The organism is Bradyrhizobium sp. SUTN9-2, from assembly GCF_003122645.1.
Lineage (GTDB): Bacteria > Pseudomonadota > Alphaproteobacteria > Rhizobiales > Xanthobacteraceae > Bradyrhizobium > Bradyrhizobium yuanmingense.
This window is the reverse complement of sequence record NZ_LAXE01000001.1, coordinates 4,595,256-4,611,288: the sequence shown is the minus strand read 5'-3', so window position 1 is coordinate 4,611,288 and position 16,033 is coordinate 4,595,256. Positions and strand designations below refer to the sequence as shown.

The 16,033-nt window shown below is 66.2% G+C and carries 13 protein-coding genes; 6 read left to right on the top strand and 7 right to left on the bottom strand.

Going from position 1 to position 16,033, the window contains the following annotated elements; genetic code table 11:
• Both nthB and nthA read right to left on the bottom strand, forming a co-directional pair.
• The coding region (gene nthB / locus XF30_RS21405; RefSeq protein ID WP_109143780.1) for a nitrile hydratase subunit beta at positions 1–675 on the bottom strand (675 nt) is incomplete at its 3' end.
• Entirely contained in the window at positions 672–1,304 is a 633-nt protein-coding gene (gene nthA, locus XF30_RS21400; RefSeq protein ID WP_035999337.1) for a nitrile hydratase subunit alpha, read from the bottom strand. The genes nthB and nthA, both read right to left, overlap by 4 nt.
• 118 nt (positions 1,305–1,422) lie before the next feature.
• Between nthA and XF30_RS21395 the strand changes: the two genes are divergently transcribed.
• From XF30_RS21395 to XF30_RS21385, 3 genes are all read left to right on the top strand, one after another.
• A complete protein-coding gene (locus tag XF30_RS21395; protein ID WP_109145802.1) occupies positions 1,423–2,229 on the top strand; it encodes an enoyl-CoA hydratase/isomerase family protein in 807 nt (268 codons plus the stop codon).
• Positions 2,230–2,454: 225 nt separating this feature from the next.
• The gene (locus XF30_RS21390) at positions 2,455–3,594 is read left to right on the top strand and encodes a methionine ABC transporter ATP-binding protein (RefSeq protein ID WP_192893210.1); all 1,140 of its coding nucleotides are present in this window, start codon (positions 2,455–2,457) and stop codon (positions 3,592–3,594) included.
• Positions 3,584–4,249: a methionine ABC transporter permease gene (locus XF30_RS21385; RefSeq protein WP_057029183.1), complete on the top strand. Its 666-nt coding sequence runs from the start codon at positions 3,584–3,586 to the stop codon at positions 4,247–4,249. Before XF30_RS21390 ends, XF30_RS21385 begins: the two co-directional genes overlap by 11 nt.
• A gap of 6 nt (positions 4,250–4,255) precedes the next feature.
• Here XF30_RS21385 and XF30_RS21380 read toward each other — a convergent pair whose 3' ends face one another.
• Positions 4,256–5,245: a helix-turn-helix domain-containing protein gene (locus tag XF30_RS21380; RefSeq protein ID WP_109143779.1), complete on the bottom strand. Its 990-nt coding sequence runs from the start codon at positions 5,243–5,245 to the stop codon at positions 4,256–4,258.
• Positions 5,246–5,424: 179 nt separating this feature from the next.
• On the opposite strand from XF30_RS21380, the gene XF30_RS21375 reads away from it, so the two are divergent.
• The 3 genes from XF30_RS21375 (at position 5,425) to XF30_RS21365 (ending at position 11,187) form a co-directional block, all read left to right on the top strand.
• Positions 5,425–6,615, top strand: coding sequence for a serine hydrolase domain-containing protein (locus XF30_RS21375; protein ID WP_109143778.1), 1,191 nt, complete (start codon positions 5,425–5,427; stop codon positions 6,613–6,615).
• A gap of 15 nt (positions 6,616–6,630) precedes the next feature.
• Positions 6,631–8,619 carry a primary-amine oxidase gene (locus tag XF30_RS21370; protein ID WP_109145800.1) on the top strand — a complete coding sequence of 663 codons (1,989 nt, stop codon included), beginning with the start codon at positions 6,631–6,633 and terminating at the stop codon, positions 8,617–8,619.
• 327 nt (positions 8,620–8,946) lie between these two features.
• Entirely contained in the window at positions 8,947–11,187 is a 2,241-nt protein-coding gene (locus XF30_RS21365; protein WP_244608992.1) for a TonB-dependent siderophore receptor, read from the top strand.
• Between the two features lie 51 nt (positions 11,188–11,238).
• Here the strand turns inward: XF30_RS21365 and XF30_RS21360 are convergent, their stop codons facing one another.
• The 4 genes from XF30_RS21360 to XF30_RS21345 are packed head-to-tail and all read right to left on the bottom strand — an operon-like array spanning position 11,239 to position 15,992.
• Positions 11,239–12,690: an aldehyde dehydrogenase gene (locus XF30_RS21360; protein ID WP_109143776.1), complete on the bottom strand. Its 1,452-nt coding sequence runs from the start codon at positions 12,688–12,690 to the stop codon at positions 11,239–11,241.
• 35 nt (positions 12,691–12,725) lie between these two features.
• Positions 12,726–13,457: an ABC transporter ATP-binding protein gene (locus tag XF30_RS21355; protein ID WP_036028046.1), complete on the bottom strand. Its 732-nt coding sequence runs from the start codon at positions 13,455–13,457 to the stop codon at positions 12,726–12,728.
• On the bottom strand, positions 13,450–15,120 hold the full coding sequence (locus XF30_RS21350; protein WP_204524516.1) for a branched-chain amino acid ABC transporter ATP-binding protein/permease: 1,671 nt from the start codon (positions 15,118–15,120) through the stop codon (positions 13,450–13,452). Before XF30_RS21350 ends, XF30_RS21355 begins: the two co-directional genes overlap by 8 nt.
• Positions 15,117–15,992 (bottom strand): branched-chain amino acid ABC transporter permease, encoded by an 876-nt coding sequence (locus tag XF30_RS21345; RefSeq protein ID WP_109143775.1) that lies wholly within the window; start codon positions 15,990–15,992, stop codon positions 15,117–15,119. The genes XF30_RS21350 and XF30_RS21345 overlap by 4 nt, the downstream gene beginning before the upstream one ends.
• Positions 15,993–16,033: the final 41 nt, after the last annotated feature.

The following is a 16,033-nucleotide window of genomic DNA, read 5'->3' as shown; positions in this document are numbered from 1 at the left end:
GCAAGCGCGCTGCTCATCACGCCGGATCAGATAGGGCTCGAACGCGTCGATCGAGACCTTCAGCGTGGGATCGCCGTCCTCGCCCCAGAGGTCGCGGCCCTCGAACACCACGGTGTAGAGCCATTGCGGGTTCTCCCCGCGCTCCATCGCCGCCGTGTCAGGAAACACGTGACAGCCATGGTTCAGCTCGACCACGCCGACATGGCCACGGACATAGCGCGGCAGCCGCGTGTGCGTGGCTGGATGAATATTCCTGGCGCGGACGCGATCGCCGATGTTGAATTTCGCCGGAGCCGGGGCAGGGCGGCCGAACTTGCCGCGCACCATCACGCGCTCGACATTGGCGCGGTCGAACTTGCCGTGCTTGAGCGCCTTTGCAGGCTGCATCGCATGGCCGGCAGCGACCTCCTCGCGGGTGAGATAGCCCTTGTCGATCAGCATCTCCTCGAGCCCGAGAAACCATTTCTTGTAATAGGAGCTCGACAGATACACGTGCGGCGGCAAGGTCTCGCGATAGAAGCGCGAGGTGTCGATGTTGAAGGCGCCGGCCGCGCCCATCGCGCGCACCATGGCCAGCACGCGCGACTCCCATTCCTCGTGAAACATCGGCTCGTTCGGCTCGGGCTCGACCTTGCCGAACCCGTCCATGCCGCCCATGTCGTGCACGCCGTTCACGACGGTGCGCCCGGCGTCTTGGGGAAACCGGTGCCGATCATGGAGTCGCGCGTCACGAGCTCGGCGAGCTGCTCCTCGCTCCAGCCTTCCGTGCCCGCGGGGCGCATCGGCAGCACCAGGAAGCGCGTCTCGGCGGTGGAATCCCACACCCGGATCTCGGTGTCCTTCGGCAGCGCGACGCCGAAATCGGCGAGCACGCCGCGCGGGTCCTTCACCGCGCGGGAGCGGTAGGGCGCGGCCTTGTACCAGACCGGCGGCAGCCCGAGCATTTCCCAGGGGTAGCAGGAGCACAGTGTGCACACGACCATGTTGTGCCGCTCGGGCGTGTTCTCGACCACGACGAGATGATCGCCGACGCGGCTGACATGGCCGAGCGTGCCGATCGCCTTGGAGCCGTCCTGCAGCAGCGCGGTCTTGAACGCGGGATCGGTCCAGGCCTTGGCGACCACGCGCGCGCCATTGTGCGGACCGATCTTGGTCTCATAGGCCTGGATGATGGCATCGAGCGCAGCCGGCTCGACATAGCCTTTTTCGGTCAGGATCGTCTCGAGCGCGCGCACGCGCAGCTCGGTCTCGGACAGCTCGGAATGATCGTGATCGTGGTGATGATGGTCGTGATCTTGGCTCATGCCGCGGAAGATAGGCGCAATGGCTAGGGGCTGTCGAGGGCTCGTTGCAGCGCAGTCCTGGCACGTATGCGTGAGGGCAGTTGTACGCTAGCATCCCGCAAACAGCGTGGAGATGATGGTGACCGATTACGTGAAGATCGAGAAGGGTCTCGGGCCGGAGGGGCGGATCGCGGTCGCGCGCTTCGACCGCGGCGACGGCATCAACGCGCTCTCGCCGGAGGCGCTGCGCCAACTCACGGCGGCCGCGCGCAGCTTCGAGGACGATGCAGCGACCTCGGTCGTCGTGCTGACCGGCAGCTCGGGCGCCTTCAGCGCCGGCTTCGATCTCAAGGACGCCGAGGGACGCTCGCGCAAGGAGATGGACCTCGGCGCGCTGCGGCGGCACCTCAAGGTCGGGCCGCGCCTGACGCACGCCTGGCAAGAGATGGAACAGATCACCATCGCCGCGATCGAAGGCTTTTGCGTCGGCGGCGGCGTCGCCCTCGCGGTGGCGCTCGATTTCCGGGTGATGGGGCGCGATGCGCATCTGCGCGTGCCCGAGATCGGGCTCGGCATGAATATGAGCTGGCAGAGCATCCCGCGCATGCTGCATCTGATTGGGCCGGCCCGCACCAAGCAGGCGGTGATCCTGGCCGACCAGCGTATCAGCGCGGACGAGGCCTATGAATGGGGGCTCGTCGAGCAGGTGGCGGATCCCGGCCATGCGCTCGATGCCGCCATGGAGCTTGCCCGCAAGGTTGCCGCGCAGCCGCCGCTGTCCGTCGCCATGACCAAGCTGACCGTCAACCGGCTCGCGCATGCGCTGGACGACCTTGCGAGCCACATGGATGTCGATCAGTTCGCGCTCGCCAGCCTCAGCGAGGACCACAAGGAGGGCGTGGAGGCGTTCCTGACGCGCCGCAAGCCGCGGTTCCGGGGTCGGTGATCACAGCGCCGATAGTCGGCGGATAATCTTCTCCGGCTGGAGGCGATCGGGAAAACTTCCTCCAAGTCCTCCCAAATATCTGTGATTGCAAGGAAGACCAGAAAGAGCGAAGGTGCGTGCTGCGGTGCAGCGCGCTCGATTGAGCCCTCGTCGCCATTCTCACCCCGTCGCAGACGCGACCGGTTCCCGTGTGCTTTGGGCATGTGGGTGACCGAGCTATCGTGCATGAAGGCCATCTCCATGAATGCCCGCCAATCGCTCGCGATCGGACGACCGATCGAAACGCTCGAAGCGATTTCACCCGCGCCCGCCGAGCCGGACGCGATGGTCCGTTTCGCCGGCATCTCCAAGACCTATCCGGCCTATCGCGGCAAGCCCGGCGTCAACGCGCTGCAAGACATCGACTTCGCCATTCCGCGCGGCTCCATCACCGGCGTGATCGGCCGCTCTGGCGCCGGCAAGTCGAGCCTGGTCCGGCTGATCAACGGCCTGGAGAAGCCGACCACGGGCCGCGTGATCGTCGACGGCCGCGATATCTCGGCCTTGGCCGGCCGCGAGCTGCGGCTGGCGCAGCGCTCGATCGGCATGATCTTTCAGCATTTCAACCTGCTGTCCTCGCGCACCGCGGCCGACAACATCGCGCTGCCGCTGGAGATCGCCGGTTGGACCAAGGCCGACATCAAGGCCCGCGTCGCCGAGCTGCTCGCGCTGGTCGGCATCGCCGATAAGCATGACCGCTATCCTTCCGAACTGTCCGGCGGCCAGAAGCAGCGCGTCGGCATCGCCCGCGCGCTGGCGACGCGGCCAAGCGTGCTGCTGTCGGACGAGGCGACCTCGGCACTCGATCCGCAGACCACGCGCGCGATCCTCGATCTGCTTGCGAACATCAACCGCGAGCTCGGCGTGACCATCGTGCTGATCACGCATGAGATGTCCGTGGTGCGCCAGCTCGCCAAGGAGGTGGTGGTATTGGACGCCGGCCGCGTCGTCGAGAGTGGTCACGTCGCCGACATCTTCACGCAGCCAAGACATCCGATCACGCAGTCCTTCCTGGCCGAGGTGATCGGCGACAGCCTGCCGGTCTCGCTGGAGAGCCGAATCGTTTCGAAGCAGCCTGCCGGCGGGCAGGCCGTGATCCGGATCCAGGTGCGCGGGGCAGGGGCGGGCGACACCGTGGTGGCCCGGCTCGCGCGCGAGCTCGGGCTCGACGTCGCGCTGCTGTCTGCGCGCATCGACGAGATCGGCGGCCAGCACGTGGGCTCGCTCACGCTCGGCATTCCCGGCGGCGAGGACGCGGTGACGCGGACGCTCGCCTGGCTCTCTCAATATCAATTCTCGGCGGAGCGTCTCGGCTATGTCGCCTGAACTCATCAACCTGATCGTCCAGGCTACCTTCGAAAGCCTGTACATGGTCGGCATCGCGGCGCTGCTCGGCACCGCCTTCGGCCTGCCGCTCGGCGTCTTCCTGGCCACCAGCCGCAAAGGCGAGCTGTTCGCGGCGCCCATCGTCAATCGCGTGCTCGGCATCGTCGTCAATGCGACGCGCTCGACGCCCTTCATCATCCTCGTCGTCGCCATCATCCCGTTCACGCGCCTCGTTGCCGGCACCTCGATCGGCTCGACCGCCGCTATCGTGCCGCTGACCATCGCCTCGACGCCGTTCATCGCGCGCCTCGTCGAGGCTGCGATCCGCGAGGTCGACGGCGGCCTGATCGAGACTGCGTCCTCGTTCGGCGCTTCGCCCCTTCAGATCGTGCTCAAGGTCCTGATCCCGGAGGCGCTGCCCGGCCTGCTGCTGGCGCTGACGCTCGCGGTGGTCAGCCTGCTCGGCTATTCCGCGATGGTCGGCGCAGTCGGCGGCGGCGGCCTTGGCGATCTCGGCATCCGCTACGGCTATCAGCGCTTCATGCCGGAGATGATGCTGGCCGTCGTGGTCGTGCTGATCGCACTGGTGCAGATAGTCCAGAGCGCCGGCGATTACCTGGCGCGCCGGGTCAACCGCCGGCTGCGGCATCGCTGAATCCGATCAGGCGGCACACCTCGCGCGACGCAGCGTCTGCGAGGGCAGCTCGCCGAAGTGACGCTTGTAGTCGAGCGAGAACTGGCTGAAGTGCCAGAATCCGTGCTGCACCGCGACGTCGTAGACCGAGGTCTCGTTGCCGCCGGCGCCCTTGAGATCGCGCCGCACACGGTTCAGTCGCATCGCGCGCCAATAGTGCATCGGGCTCGTGCCCAAAACCTCCTGGAAGCAATAGCCGAGCTTGCGCGGGCTGGCGCCGACGGCCTTGCAGACCTCCAGCAGCGAGAGCGAGCGATCGCCCCTGCCATGCATCAGCTCGCGGGCACGATCCACGGTTCGCTTCCGAGCCGCCGCACTGCGGCCGGGATCGCTCGGACGTGCGGTCGGCAGCATGTCCATGATTTCGACGAGGAGGGCGTCTTCCAGGGCCTGCCTCGCCGCCGGATCGTTGAACGTTGCCGGAGCGGTCGTGATCGTCGCTTGAATGGCGGCCAGATGCGCCCGCAGCCGCGCGACCGGCGCTTCCGCCATTTCGATCACCTGCAGCCGGTGCCAGGCGGTGCGCGGCAGCTCGATGTCGAGCCGGGCGGCGAGCTCTGCGATCAACACCGTGCTGGCAACGACGCCGCGCAGCTCGAAGGCCTTCGGGGTACACATGTCGATCTCGGCGTCGATGCTGGCGAGGACGCGGGCGCCGCTGGCACCGGTCCCGTTGAAGCTGAGCTCGCCGTCGCCGTGCCAGGGCAGGCCGATGCCAAAACTGTCGGCGCCAAGCTGGCCATATTGGCGGACCTGCTGGCTGGTGATCTCGCAGAACACCTCCAGCCGCGGCAAGGAGAGTTGCGTGAAACTGCCCCGGAACGCGCCGGCGCTGATCTGATCGTAGCTCAGCCGCCAGCGGCCGAGGCTTGCGCAATGCTCATCGACATCCGTGCTGTTCGCCTGGAGCAAGCCGGCAGCCGAGTCTTGAATCGGAAGAGTTGCCCTTAAGGCCATGGCAATACGTCGAAATCCTTGAGTCCAGCACCGAGCAGGACCCGCGCCAGACTGGCACGGCCCGAGACGCTGTCCAGCAAAATATTGCCGGATCTCGATAACGCCTGACAGCGCCGCCGTGCAGGCTTCCGTCCTGCCGTTCCGACATCGCTGGGACGGCGCTTCGCGGAGGGATCGAGATGCGACCGACCGATGTCATGCGCGGCAGCCCGCCCGTACCCGAGGCTCAGGTGACGCGCGCCAATTGGCGTAGCTTTCCCGCGATCCGCTGGGGTTTTACCCACACCCGCGAAGTGCTGCCGACCGCAGAGATCCGCCGCTCCGCCCAGCCGACGCCGATGAGAAGCGCCCCGCGCGAACTGGCAAAGCTCGGCTTCACCGGGCCTGATGGCAAAGCGACCACGATCGAATGCGCGCTGCGCGAAACCTTTGCCGACACGCTCCTCGTGATGCATCAGGGCACGCTGATCCATGAATGGTACGGCGACGGCATGAGCGCGACCACGCCGCACCTGATCTGCTCGATCAGCAAGGCGATCGCTGGCACGCTCGGCGGAGTGCTGGCCGCGCGCGGCCTGGTCGATCCGGAGGCGAGGGTGCTGCGCTACGTGCCGGAGCTGGAGACATCGGTCTACGCCGGCTGCACCGTCCGCAACCTGCTCGACATGGCCGTCGCCATCAAGTTCGAGGAGGATTACGAGGACCCCGCCGGCGACCTCGCGCGCTATCGGTTCTCCTCGGGTTGGGACGTGCCGCCGCCGGGCGTCGAGCCCAGCCATCAGCGCGCTTATCTGACGACGCTGCGCGGCAGCGGCAAGCCGCACGGCAAGGTGTTCCACTACGTCTCGCCCAATACCGAGGTGCTCGGCTGGGTGTATGAACGCACCTGCGGGATGCCCTACCATCTTATTCTCTCCGAGTTTCTCTGGCAGCCCCTGGGCGCGGAGGAGGACGGCTCTCTCACACTCGATAGCCACGGCATGGGCCGCATTGCCGGCGGCATCTCGGTCACCGCGCGCGATCTCGTCCGCTTCGGGGAGATGATCCGCTGCCGCGGCGTCGTCGAGGGCCGGCAGGTGGTGCCGGGCTGGTGGATCGACGATATCCGCGAGAACGGTGATCCCAAGGCGTGGGCCGATGGCGACCTCGCCGAGTTCTTCCCGGGCGCGCGCTACCGCAGCAAATGGTTCACCATCGATCCTTCGCGCAACGCGCTCACCGCGATCGGCATTCACGGCCAGCACCTCTATGTCGACCTCGACTCCGACACCGTCATCGTCAAGCTCGCAACACAGCCCAAGGCGATGGACGTGTCGATCGACCAGCGCTGGTTTGCTGCCTTCCGCGCCATCACCGCACATCTCGCCTGATATTTGGACGTCCTCATGCTTGAAACCGCCAAAGCCCAACCGCAAGCGCAGACCGCGACACCGCATCCGCTCGATCCGCTGACGGCCGACGAGATCACCGCGGCTTGCGCTTTGGTGCGGGCGGCGGCCGCCTCAGCGGCGAACTGCCGTTTCCCGACGGTGCGGCTGGAGGAGCCGACCAAGCAGGAGCTGGCTTCAGGCGAGGTGGGACGCCGTGCCTTCGCGTTGACGCTCGACGTCGCCACGGGCGAGGCGATCGAGCATATCGTCGACCTCGGCCGCGGCGAGATCGTCGGCCGCAAGGTCGTGCCGAATCGCGAGGCGCCCTATGGGCAGCCGCCGGTGATGCTGGAAGAGTTCTTCAAGTGCGATGCCGTGGTGAAGGCCGATCCCGCTTGGCGGGCGGCGATGGTTCGGCGCGGGCTGACCGACAAGGACATCGAGCTGGTTCAGGTCGACCCGTTCTCCTCCGGATTCTTCGACAAGGAGTTCGAGCGCGGCGCCCGCATCGTGCGGGCCGTCAGCTATTTTCGCGAGCACCTTCAGGACAACGGCTACGCCCATCCGATCGAGGGCGTTGTCGCTGTGGTCGACCTCATCGGGGGCAAGATCATCGAGCTCACGGATGAAGATCCGATCGTGCCGATTCCACGCAAGAAACGGAACTACGGCGCGCATGAGGTGCCAAACCCGCGCACCGACATCAAGCCGCTGCATATCGAGCAGCCGGAAGGGCCGAGCTTCAAGGTCGACGGCTGGAAAGTCGACTGGCAGAAATGGAGCTTCCGAGTCGGCTTCACGCCGCGCGAGGGCCTCGTGCTGCATCAGCTCGCCTACCAGGACGGCGCGCGTAAGCGGTCGCTGATCCACCGCGCCAGCGTCACCGAGATGGTGGTGCCTTATGCCGATCCGACCGCCAACCATTTCTGGAAGTCGGCTTTCGATGCCGGCGAATACGGGCTCGGCATGCTCGCCAACGCGCTGGAGCTGGGCTGCGACTGCCTCGGCAACATCCACTATTTCGACGTGCCTGCTGCCGACAACAAGGGCGAGCCCTTCGTCATGCAGAACGCGATCTGCATGCATGAGGAGGACTACGGGATTGCCTGGAAGCACTACGAGTTTCGCAACGGCCTGTTCGAGGTGCGGAGATCCCGGCGGCTCGTGATCTCGTTCTTCGCCACCGTCGGCAATTACGATTACGGCTTCTACTGGTATCTCTATCAGGACGGCACGATTCAGCTGGAGACGAAACTCACCGGCATCATCCAGACCGCCGCGGTGCGGCCGGGCGAAAAGTACCGATGGGGCGGCATGGTCGACGATAATCTCGGCGGCCCCACGCACCAGCACTTCTTCAACGTCCGCCTGCATATGGATCTCGACGGCGGCGCTAACACGGTGACGGAGCACGAGTTCGTGCCGCGGCCCTGGGGCGACGACAATCCGCACGGCAACGTGTTCGACACCACCACGCGCGTGCTGTCGCGCGAGCGCGACGCCGCAGCGGTCGCCAATGGCGAGACCGGCCGATTCTGGAAGATCAGTAATCCGAACGAGATCAACTCGGTCGGCGGTGCACCGGCCTACAAGCTCGTCGTCAATCCCAGCCCGCTGATGCTGGCCCAGGAGGGTAGTTACGTGCGCAAGCGTGGCGGCTTCGCCACCAAGCATGTCTGGGTAACTGCATTCGATCCGGCCGAGAAATATGCCAGCGGCGACTATCCCAACGTTCACGCCGGCGGCGACGGCCTGCCGCGCTATGCCGCGCAGAATCGCAACATCGAGGATGCCGACATCGTGGTGTGGCACTCCTTCGGCCACACCCATGTCTGCAAACCCGAAGACTTTCCGATCATGCCGGTGGAATATGCCGGCTTCGTGTTGAAGCCAACCGGATTCTTTGCGGCGAATGCGGCTGGCGACCTTCCGCCGGACCGCAACAGCCGCAGCGTGCTGGCTGGCGAGAAGAGCACGACCTGTTGTCACGCGGACCGGACGTGACCTTCATCCGCTCCCACCCCTGGCTGTGGTCGCAACACTGATTGCGCGACGCGGCTGTCGCATCCGGTCGGGCTCCCAACACACTGACAGAATCATTTTAGAGGGATTCCAATCCCAAAGAAGCAGCGCGCATGAGCGCATGCGTCGCACGTGCTGTGCACACGTCTGGAGAAATTCTAACGCCGTTCCTATCGCACTCCGAAACCGCCTGAGTTAGGGCGGGCCATCAAGATCGATACCGGCAAAGCCGGCAGTGCGTGGGGCTCAACAGACGTGACCGATTTCCAACCTTCTTCGCGTAAGAACACGCGCCGCCGACAAATCCAGATGCTCTTCCTCGGTGCGGCCAGCACATTCGCTCTCGCCGTGCCCTTCGGCTCTGCCCAAGCCCAGACGCAGATTCCCTCTGTCACCGTCGAAGCGCCGACGCAGCGCACCCGTCCAGCGGCGATTGCGTCGTCGCGACGGGCTGCGGCGGCGCGAACCGCACGCGCCAATCGTCGGGGCCCGGCGCAGCAGGCCGCGCCCACTCAGTCGGCAGCATCGAACGGTGCCACGAGCGAACGCGCCAACGGACCGGTACGCGGTTTCGTCGCGACGCGCAGCGGCACCGCCACCAAGACCGATACGCCCTTGATCGAAACGCCGCAGTCGGTGTCGGTCATCACCACCGACCAGATCAGAAACCAGGGCGCGGTCTCGATCGGCGAGGCCTTGCGCTACACCGCCGGCGTCAGCGGCGACGTCAATGGCGGCTCGGACACCCGCTTCGGCGGCCTCCAGATCCGCGGCTTCGACATGACGATGCCGGGCCTCTTCGTCGACGGCTTGCGGATTCCCTCCAGCAACTACGTGCACTTCAATGGCCTCGAGCCCTATGGGGCCGAGCGTATCGAGGTGCTCAAGGGTCCGTCCTCCGCGATGTATGGCGGCAGCGGCACAGGCGGCGTTCTCAACTACGTGACCAAGCTGCCGACGGCGCAGCAGTTCGGCGAGGTCTCGATCTCGGGTGGCAGCTTCAACCGCTATCAGGGCCAGTTCGACATGGGCGGCGCCGCCAACAAGGAAGGCACGGTGCTGTGGCGCCTGACCGGCGTCGTGCGCGACGGCGAGACCCAGGTCGATTTCAGCAAGGACAACCGCGTCTTCATCGCGCCCGCCGTCACCTTCAAGCCGAACGAGGACACCACCATCACCCTGCTCGCCAACTATCAGCGGGACCGGGCAGGGTGGGGCCTTCAGTTCCTGCCGGCCTCGGGCACGGTTTGGCCGAACAACGGCCGCACCATCCCGGTCTCGTTCTTCGCGGGCGTGCCGGGCTTCGACGCATTCAACACCGAGATCGCAACCGTCGGCTACCAGCTCGCGCACAATTTCACCGACAACGTCACGTTCCGGCAAAATCTGCGCTACGCCTATCAGCACAATGAGGAGAAGGTGTTTTACGGCGGCGGCTATACCAACGAGGCCGCAGGGCAGCTCGCGCGCTATGGCAGCTACAGCAACTCCTACATCAACTCATTCGCCGTGGACAACCAGCTCCAGGGCAAGTTCACCACCGGCATTCTCAGCCACACCACGCTGGTTGGCGTCGACTATCGCAACACCTCCTTCCGCGACACCGCCTTCGGCGTCACGACCTCGTCCCCCGAGATCAACGTCTTCAACCCGAACTACAGCTACGACTACGCCATCGGCGCCATGTACGACAACACCGGCGTCAAGCAGTCCCAGGTCGGCGTCTATGCGCAGGATCAGATCAAGCTCGGCCGGCTCTCGTTCCAGCTTGGCGGCCGCCAGGATTTCGTGACCACGCAGGTCGACAACGGTATCGCCAATACCACGGCCGCGAAGGACGCCTCGGCCTTCACCGGCCGAGCCGCTGTGATGTACAATTTCGATAGCGGCATCGCGCCCTATTTCAGCTACTCGGAATCCTTCCTGCCGCTGCTCGCAACCGGGTTTGGCGGGCAAATGCTCAATCCCGAGACCGGCGTCCAATACGAGGTCGGCGTCAAGTATCAGCCGATCGGCTGGAACGCGCTGTTCACCTTCGCCGCCTTCGACCTGACGCGCGACAACGTCGCTGTGTACGTGCCCGCGGCCACCTTTTACGAACAGATCGGGCAGGTGAAGTCGCGCGGCATCGAGCTCGAAGGCACGATGTCGCTCGCCGATGGCTGGAACCTGCGCGCCGCCTATGCCTATGTCGACGCCATGGTCACGCAGGATCCGGTAAATGTCGGCAAGGCGCCAACGACGGTGCCGCTCAACCGCGCTTCGCTGTGGAGCGACTATACGCTGCAGAACGGGCCGCTCGCCGGCCTGCAGTTCGGCGGCGGCATCCGCTATGTCGGCGCGACCTGGGGCGACGAGGCCAACACGTTCAAGGTGGGATCGTCGACCGTTCTCGACGCGCTGCTGGCCTACAACAGGGACAATTGGCGCCTGGCGCTGAACGTCACCAATCTCGCCGACACCCGCTATGTCGCCTCATGTTACAGCATGTCGGGCTGCTTCTACGCGGAAGGGCGGAAAGCCATCGCCAGGCTGACCTACCGCTGGTGAGCACAATGCGAGGACGGTCCGGCCTTGGAGACCGGACCTGCATCCCGCCGATCAGAACGGATAGTGCCGGGGCCCGGTCTGCACGGTGATCCAGCGCAGTTCGGTGAACTCGTCGATTGCGGCCTTGCCGCCGAAGCGGCCATAGCCTGACGCCTTGGTCCCGCCAAACGGCATCTGAGGCTCGTCATGCACGGTCGGAGCGTTGACGTGGCAGATGCCCGCCTCGATCCGCCTGGCAACGCCGAGCGCACGGGCGATGTCGCGGCCGAACACGGCCGAGGAGAGGCCGTATTCGGTGTCATTGGCCACGCGCACGGCCTCGTCCATCCCGCTCACGCGCACCACGGTCACGACCGGACCAAAGCTCTCCTCGCCATAGATCCGCATCGCCGGCGTGACATGATCGACGATGGTGGCGGGCATGATGGTGCCGCTGCCGTGGCCGCCGGCAGCAAGCACGGCGCCCTTGGCGACGGCATCGTCGATCAGGCCCCGGACGCGCTCGCAGGCGGCGTCACTGACCAGCGAGCCGAGCACGACATTGCCCTTGCGGGGATCGCCGAAGGGAAGGCTCCTGGCCTTGGCGGCGAACTTGGCGATGAAGGCGTCCGCCACCTTGTCGTCGACGACGATCCGCTCGGTCGACATGCAGATCTGCCCCTGGTTCATGAAGGCGCCGAACGCTGCCGCATTCACGGCGGCGTCCAGATCGGCATCGTCGAGGATCACGAGCGGGGCCTTGCCGCCGAGCTCCAGCAGCGCGCGCTTCAGGTGCTTGGCGCATGCGAGTGCGATGAGGCGGCCGACGCGGGTCGAGCCGGTGAAGTTGACACGGCGGATCGCAGGATGGGCGATCAGCGCCTCGACCACCGCCTGCGCATCCTCCGGCGCGTTGGTCACGACATTGACGACGCCGTCGCCGAGGCCGGCCTCCGCCAGGCAGCTTCCGATCAGCCGATGCACGCCCGGGCTCATCTCGGACGCCTTCAGCACCACGGTATTGCCGCAGGCGAGCGGCATCGCGACCGATCGCACGCCGAGGATCACGGGAGCGTTCCACGGCGCGATGCCGAGCACGACGCCGACCGGCTGGCGAAACGCCATGGCGAGATTGTCGGGCTTGTCGGTCGGTATGACTTCGCCGGATATCTGCGTCGTCATGGCCGCGGCTTCGCGCAGCATGCCTTCGGCCAGGTGCACGTTGAATCCGGCCCAGCCCGCGGTGGCGCCGGTTTCAGCGACCATCAGCGCGGTGAACTCCGCGGCACGGCGCGCGAGGATGTCGGCGGCCGCATTGAGCCGCTTGCGGCGCTCCGACGGGCCGAGCTGTGACCAGGCCGGGAACGCGGCGGCCGCAGCGTCCGCGGCCCGCATCGCGTCGTCGATCGAGGCCGCCGCCACGATCGTCGCGACGTCGCCGGAGATCGGGTTGTGGCGCTGGAAGGTACGCTGATGGCTGGCCGACTGGTCCTTGCCGCCGATGAGAAGGTCGATCGCGTTCATGATGCACTCCAAAGGTTGCAGGCGGGATTGAGCGATTATGGTGGGGACGGGGCCGCGCGGGCCTTGCCGAGATAGGCGCGCTGGACCTCCGGATCGTTCTTCATCGCACTGGCCGGCCCGCTGCCGGCGTTGCGGCCGGACTCGATCAGGTAGACACGGTCGGCGATGTCGAGGCTCGCCCGCGCATTCTGCTCGACCAGCAACACGCTGAGGCCGCTGCTACGGATCTCCGCCAGTGCACGGAACACTTCGCGGCTGAGCAGGGGCGACAGGCCGAGCGAAGGCTCATCGAGCAGGAGCAGCAGCGGGTTCGACATCAGCGCCCGGCCGATCGCCACCATCTGCTGCTCGCCGCCGCTCATGGTGCGAACGGCCTGGGCCATACGCTCGGCAAGGCGCGGGAACAGTCGCAGGATCCTCGCGAGCCGGTCTGCCTCGCCTGCGCGGGCGCGGGCGGGGTAGGCGCCGAGCTGCAGATTCTCGGCAACCGTCAAATCGCCGAATACGCCGCGGCCTTCGGGCACCAGCGCGATGCCGCGCTCCACGATCAGGTGGGCGGGCAGCTCGCCAATGTGATGTCCCTCGAACCGGATCGTTGCGCCGGGGGCAGGTTTGACCAGCCCGGCGATGCTCTTGAGCAGGGTGGACTTGCCGGCGCCGTTGGCGCCGAGGATCGCGACGATCTCGCCTTGCCCAATAGCGAGCGCAATGTCGGCGAGAGCCTGGTGCTTGCCATAGAAATGGGAGAGGGCGGCGACCTCAAGCATCGTCGCCTCCGAGATAGGCTGCAACGACTTTTGGATCGGACAACACGGCCTCCGGCGCGCCGCGCGCGATCACGCTGCCGGCATTCATGACGATGCAATGGCTGCACAGCGCTCGAATCGCATCCATGACATGCTCGACCATGATGATGGTGAGGCCGCGATCGCGCAATTTCGCGATCAGCGCGATGCCGGTCTCGAGCTCGCTCGGGTTGAGGCCCGCCAGCCATTCGTCGAGCAGCACGAGGCGCGGCTGCAGCGCCAGCGCGCGGGCAAGCTCGAGCCGCTTCTGGTCGATATAGGTCAGCTCGCTCGCGGGCGTTTCCTGCAGCTTGCCGAGCCCGACGAGGTCCAGCAGCTCGCTTGCCGTTGCGCCCGAGCCGTTCGTCGTCGAGAACAGCTGCGCCGCCGCAACGTTTTCCGCCACCGTCAGGTCCGGCATCACGCGCACCAGCTGGAACGTGCGCGCAAGGCCAAGGCGCGCGATCTGGTGCGCGCGCATACCGTTGAGGACGATGCCGCCCAGCCGGATCGTGCCCGAGGAGGGCCGCAGCGCCCCGGACAGCGTATTCAGCAGCGTCGTCTTGCCGGATCCGTTCGGGCCGATGATGCCGATGATCTCGCCCGGCGTGACCGTGAAGCTGACACCGTCGACGGCGCGTAGTCCGCTGAACGATTTGCTGACGCCGTCGACCGCGAGCAGCGGTGCATCGCTCGTGCGGGCAGGCGCGGCGGCGGGACCGCCGGCCGGAACGCGCCAGCGGCCCGCCCCGAACAGGCCGATCACGCCGTTCGGCAGCACCATCACGATGAACACGAAGATGACGCCGAGCACGATGCTGAAATGGTTGGGCAGCATCGCAGTCAGCACCTCGAACAGCAGGACGAGCGGAATGACGCCCAGCACGGGCCCGAACAGCGAGCCCGCACCGCCTAGCAGGGCCATGATCACGACCTGGAAGGAGATGGTCGGATTGAACGCGATGGCTGGATCGATATAGGTCCAGCGTGGCGCCATCACCGCGCCGGTCACCGCCATGAAGGTCGCGCTCAGAATGAAGACGCCGAGCTTGATCCGCGTGGCATCGATGCCGGAATGGCTCGCCGCGGTCTCGTCGGCGCCGATGGCGCGCAGGGCCAGCCCATAGCGCGAGCGCCCGAGCATCCAGCCCACCAGGAAGACAACCGCGGTCAAGCCCAGCAGCTGCCAGTAGAGAACGTCCTGCGTCACCGCACTGAAGAGATAGCGGCCGACCGATTTGTGGATGTTGACCTCGTACCAGATCACGAGCTGCCGGATCAGCTCGGCCAGGCCGAAGGAGAAGATCACGAAATAGATTCCGGACAGCCGCAGCGTCGAAAGCCCGGTGATTGCGGCGGTGAGTGCGCCCACGCCGGCTGCGGCCAGCAGCACGACCGGCCAGGGCATGGTCTCGCCGAGCACCGCAGCCGTGTAAGCGCCGAGCCCGAAGAACGCGACCGTTGCAAGCGAGATGTAGCGCGTCGGGCCCGAGAACATCGCCCACGCGGTCGCCAGGATCGTGAAATAGAGCACGCTGATGCCGAGCGCGAGATAATAGCCGTTGGCATAGAGCGGATAGGTGACGAGGCATGCGGCGAGGGCGAGGCCGGCGCACCACAGCAGAATGCGGACGGGCCCCGTCATGACGCCGCCCTGCCGAACAGGCCGGTGGGCTTGATCACGAGCACGCCGAGAAACAGTGCGTAGGTCGCAGCCAGCGTCAGACCGGGATCGACCAGCCGCGCCACCGCGGTCTCGACCACACCAAGCAGCAGCCCGGCGACCAGCGCGCCGATGACGTTGCCGACACCGCCCATGATGACGACGACCAGCGCCTTCATCGTGAAGACCACGCCCATCGCGGCATTGAAGGTGAGGAACATGCTGATCAGCACACCGCCGACGGCGACGAGGCCGCCGCCGAAGGCAAACGCCAGCCCCGACAGGGCCGCGACGTCGATGCCGACGAGACGCGCGGCGTTGGCATCGACGGCGATGGCGCGTACCGCAGTGCCGATCCGGGTGCGGGTGAGGGCGAGATAGACGGCGCCGCCGACCAGCGCCGCGAACAGCAGCGCGACGAGCCGATTGACGGCAAGCGTCGAGCCCATGATCGTCAGCGGAATGGAGAGATAGCTGTAGCTGTAGTACTGGCCGCCAAAGGCGACCAGCATGGCGCCCTGGATCACGAACAGAACGCCGAAGGTGACGAGGATGCTGTCGATCTCCTGTGCGCCCCGGTCCTTGCCGCGCCGCATCAGCCGTTCCAGCAGGAAGCGATATAGCAGCCAGTTCAGCACCATCGCGACCGGGACCGCCAGCAGCAGCGCCGCGAGCGGGCTCAGCCCAAGGCCGCCGTAGAGCGAGAACGCGCCGAAGGCGGCCGCGACCAGCGACTCTCCATAGGAGAGGTTCATGATCCGCGCCACGCCATATTGCAGCGTCAGCCCGAGCGCGATCAGCGCGTACATGCCGCCGAGCACGAGGCCCGGCAGGATGATGTCGACAAGCAACATGAAACGGCGTCCCCTTGAGCGGACGGCAGGCAGGCCTCGCC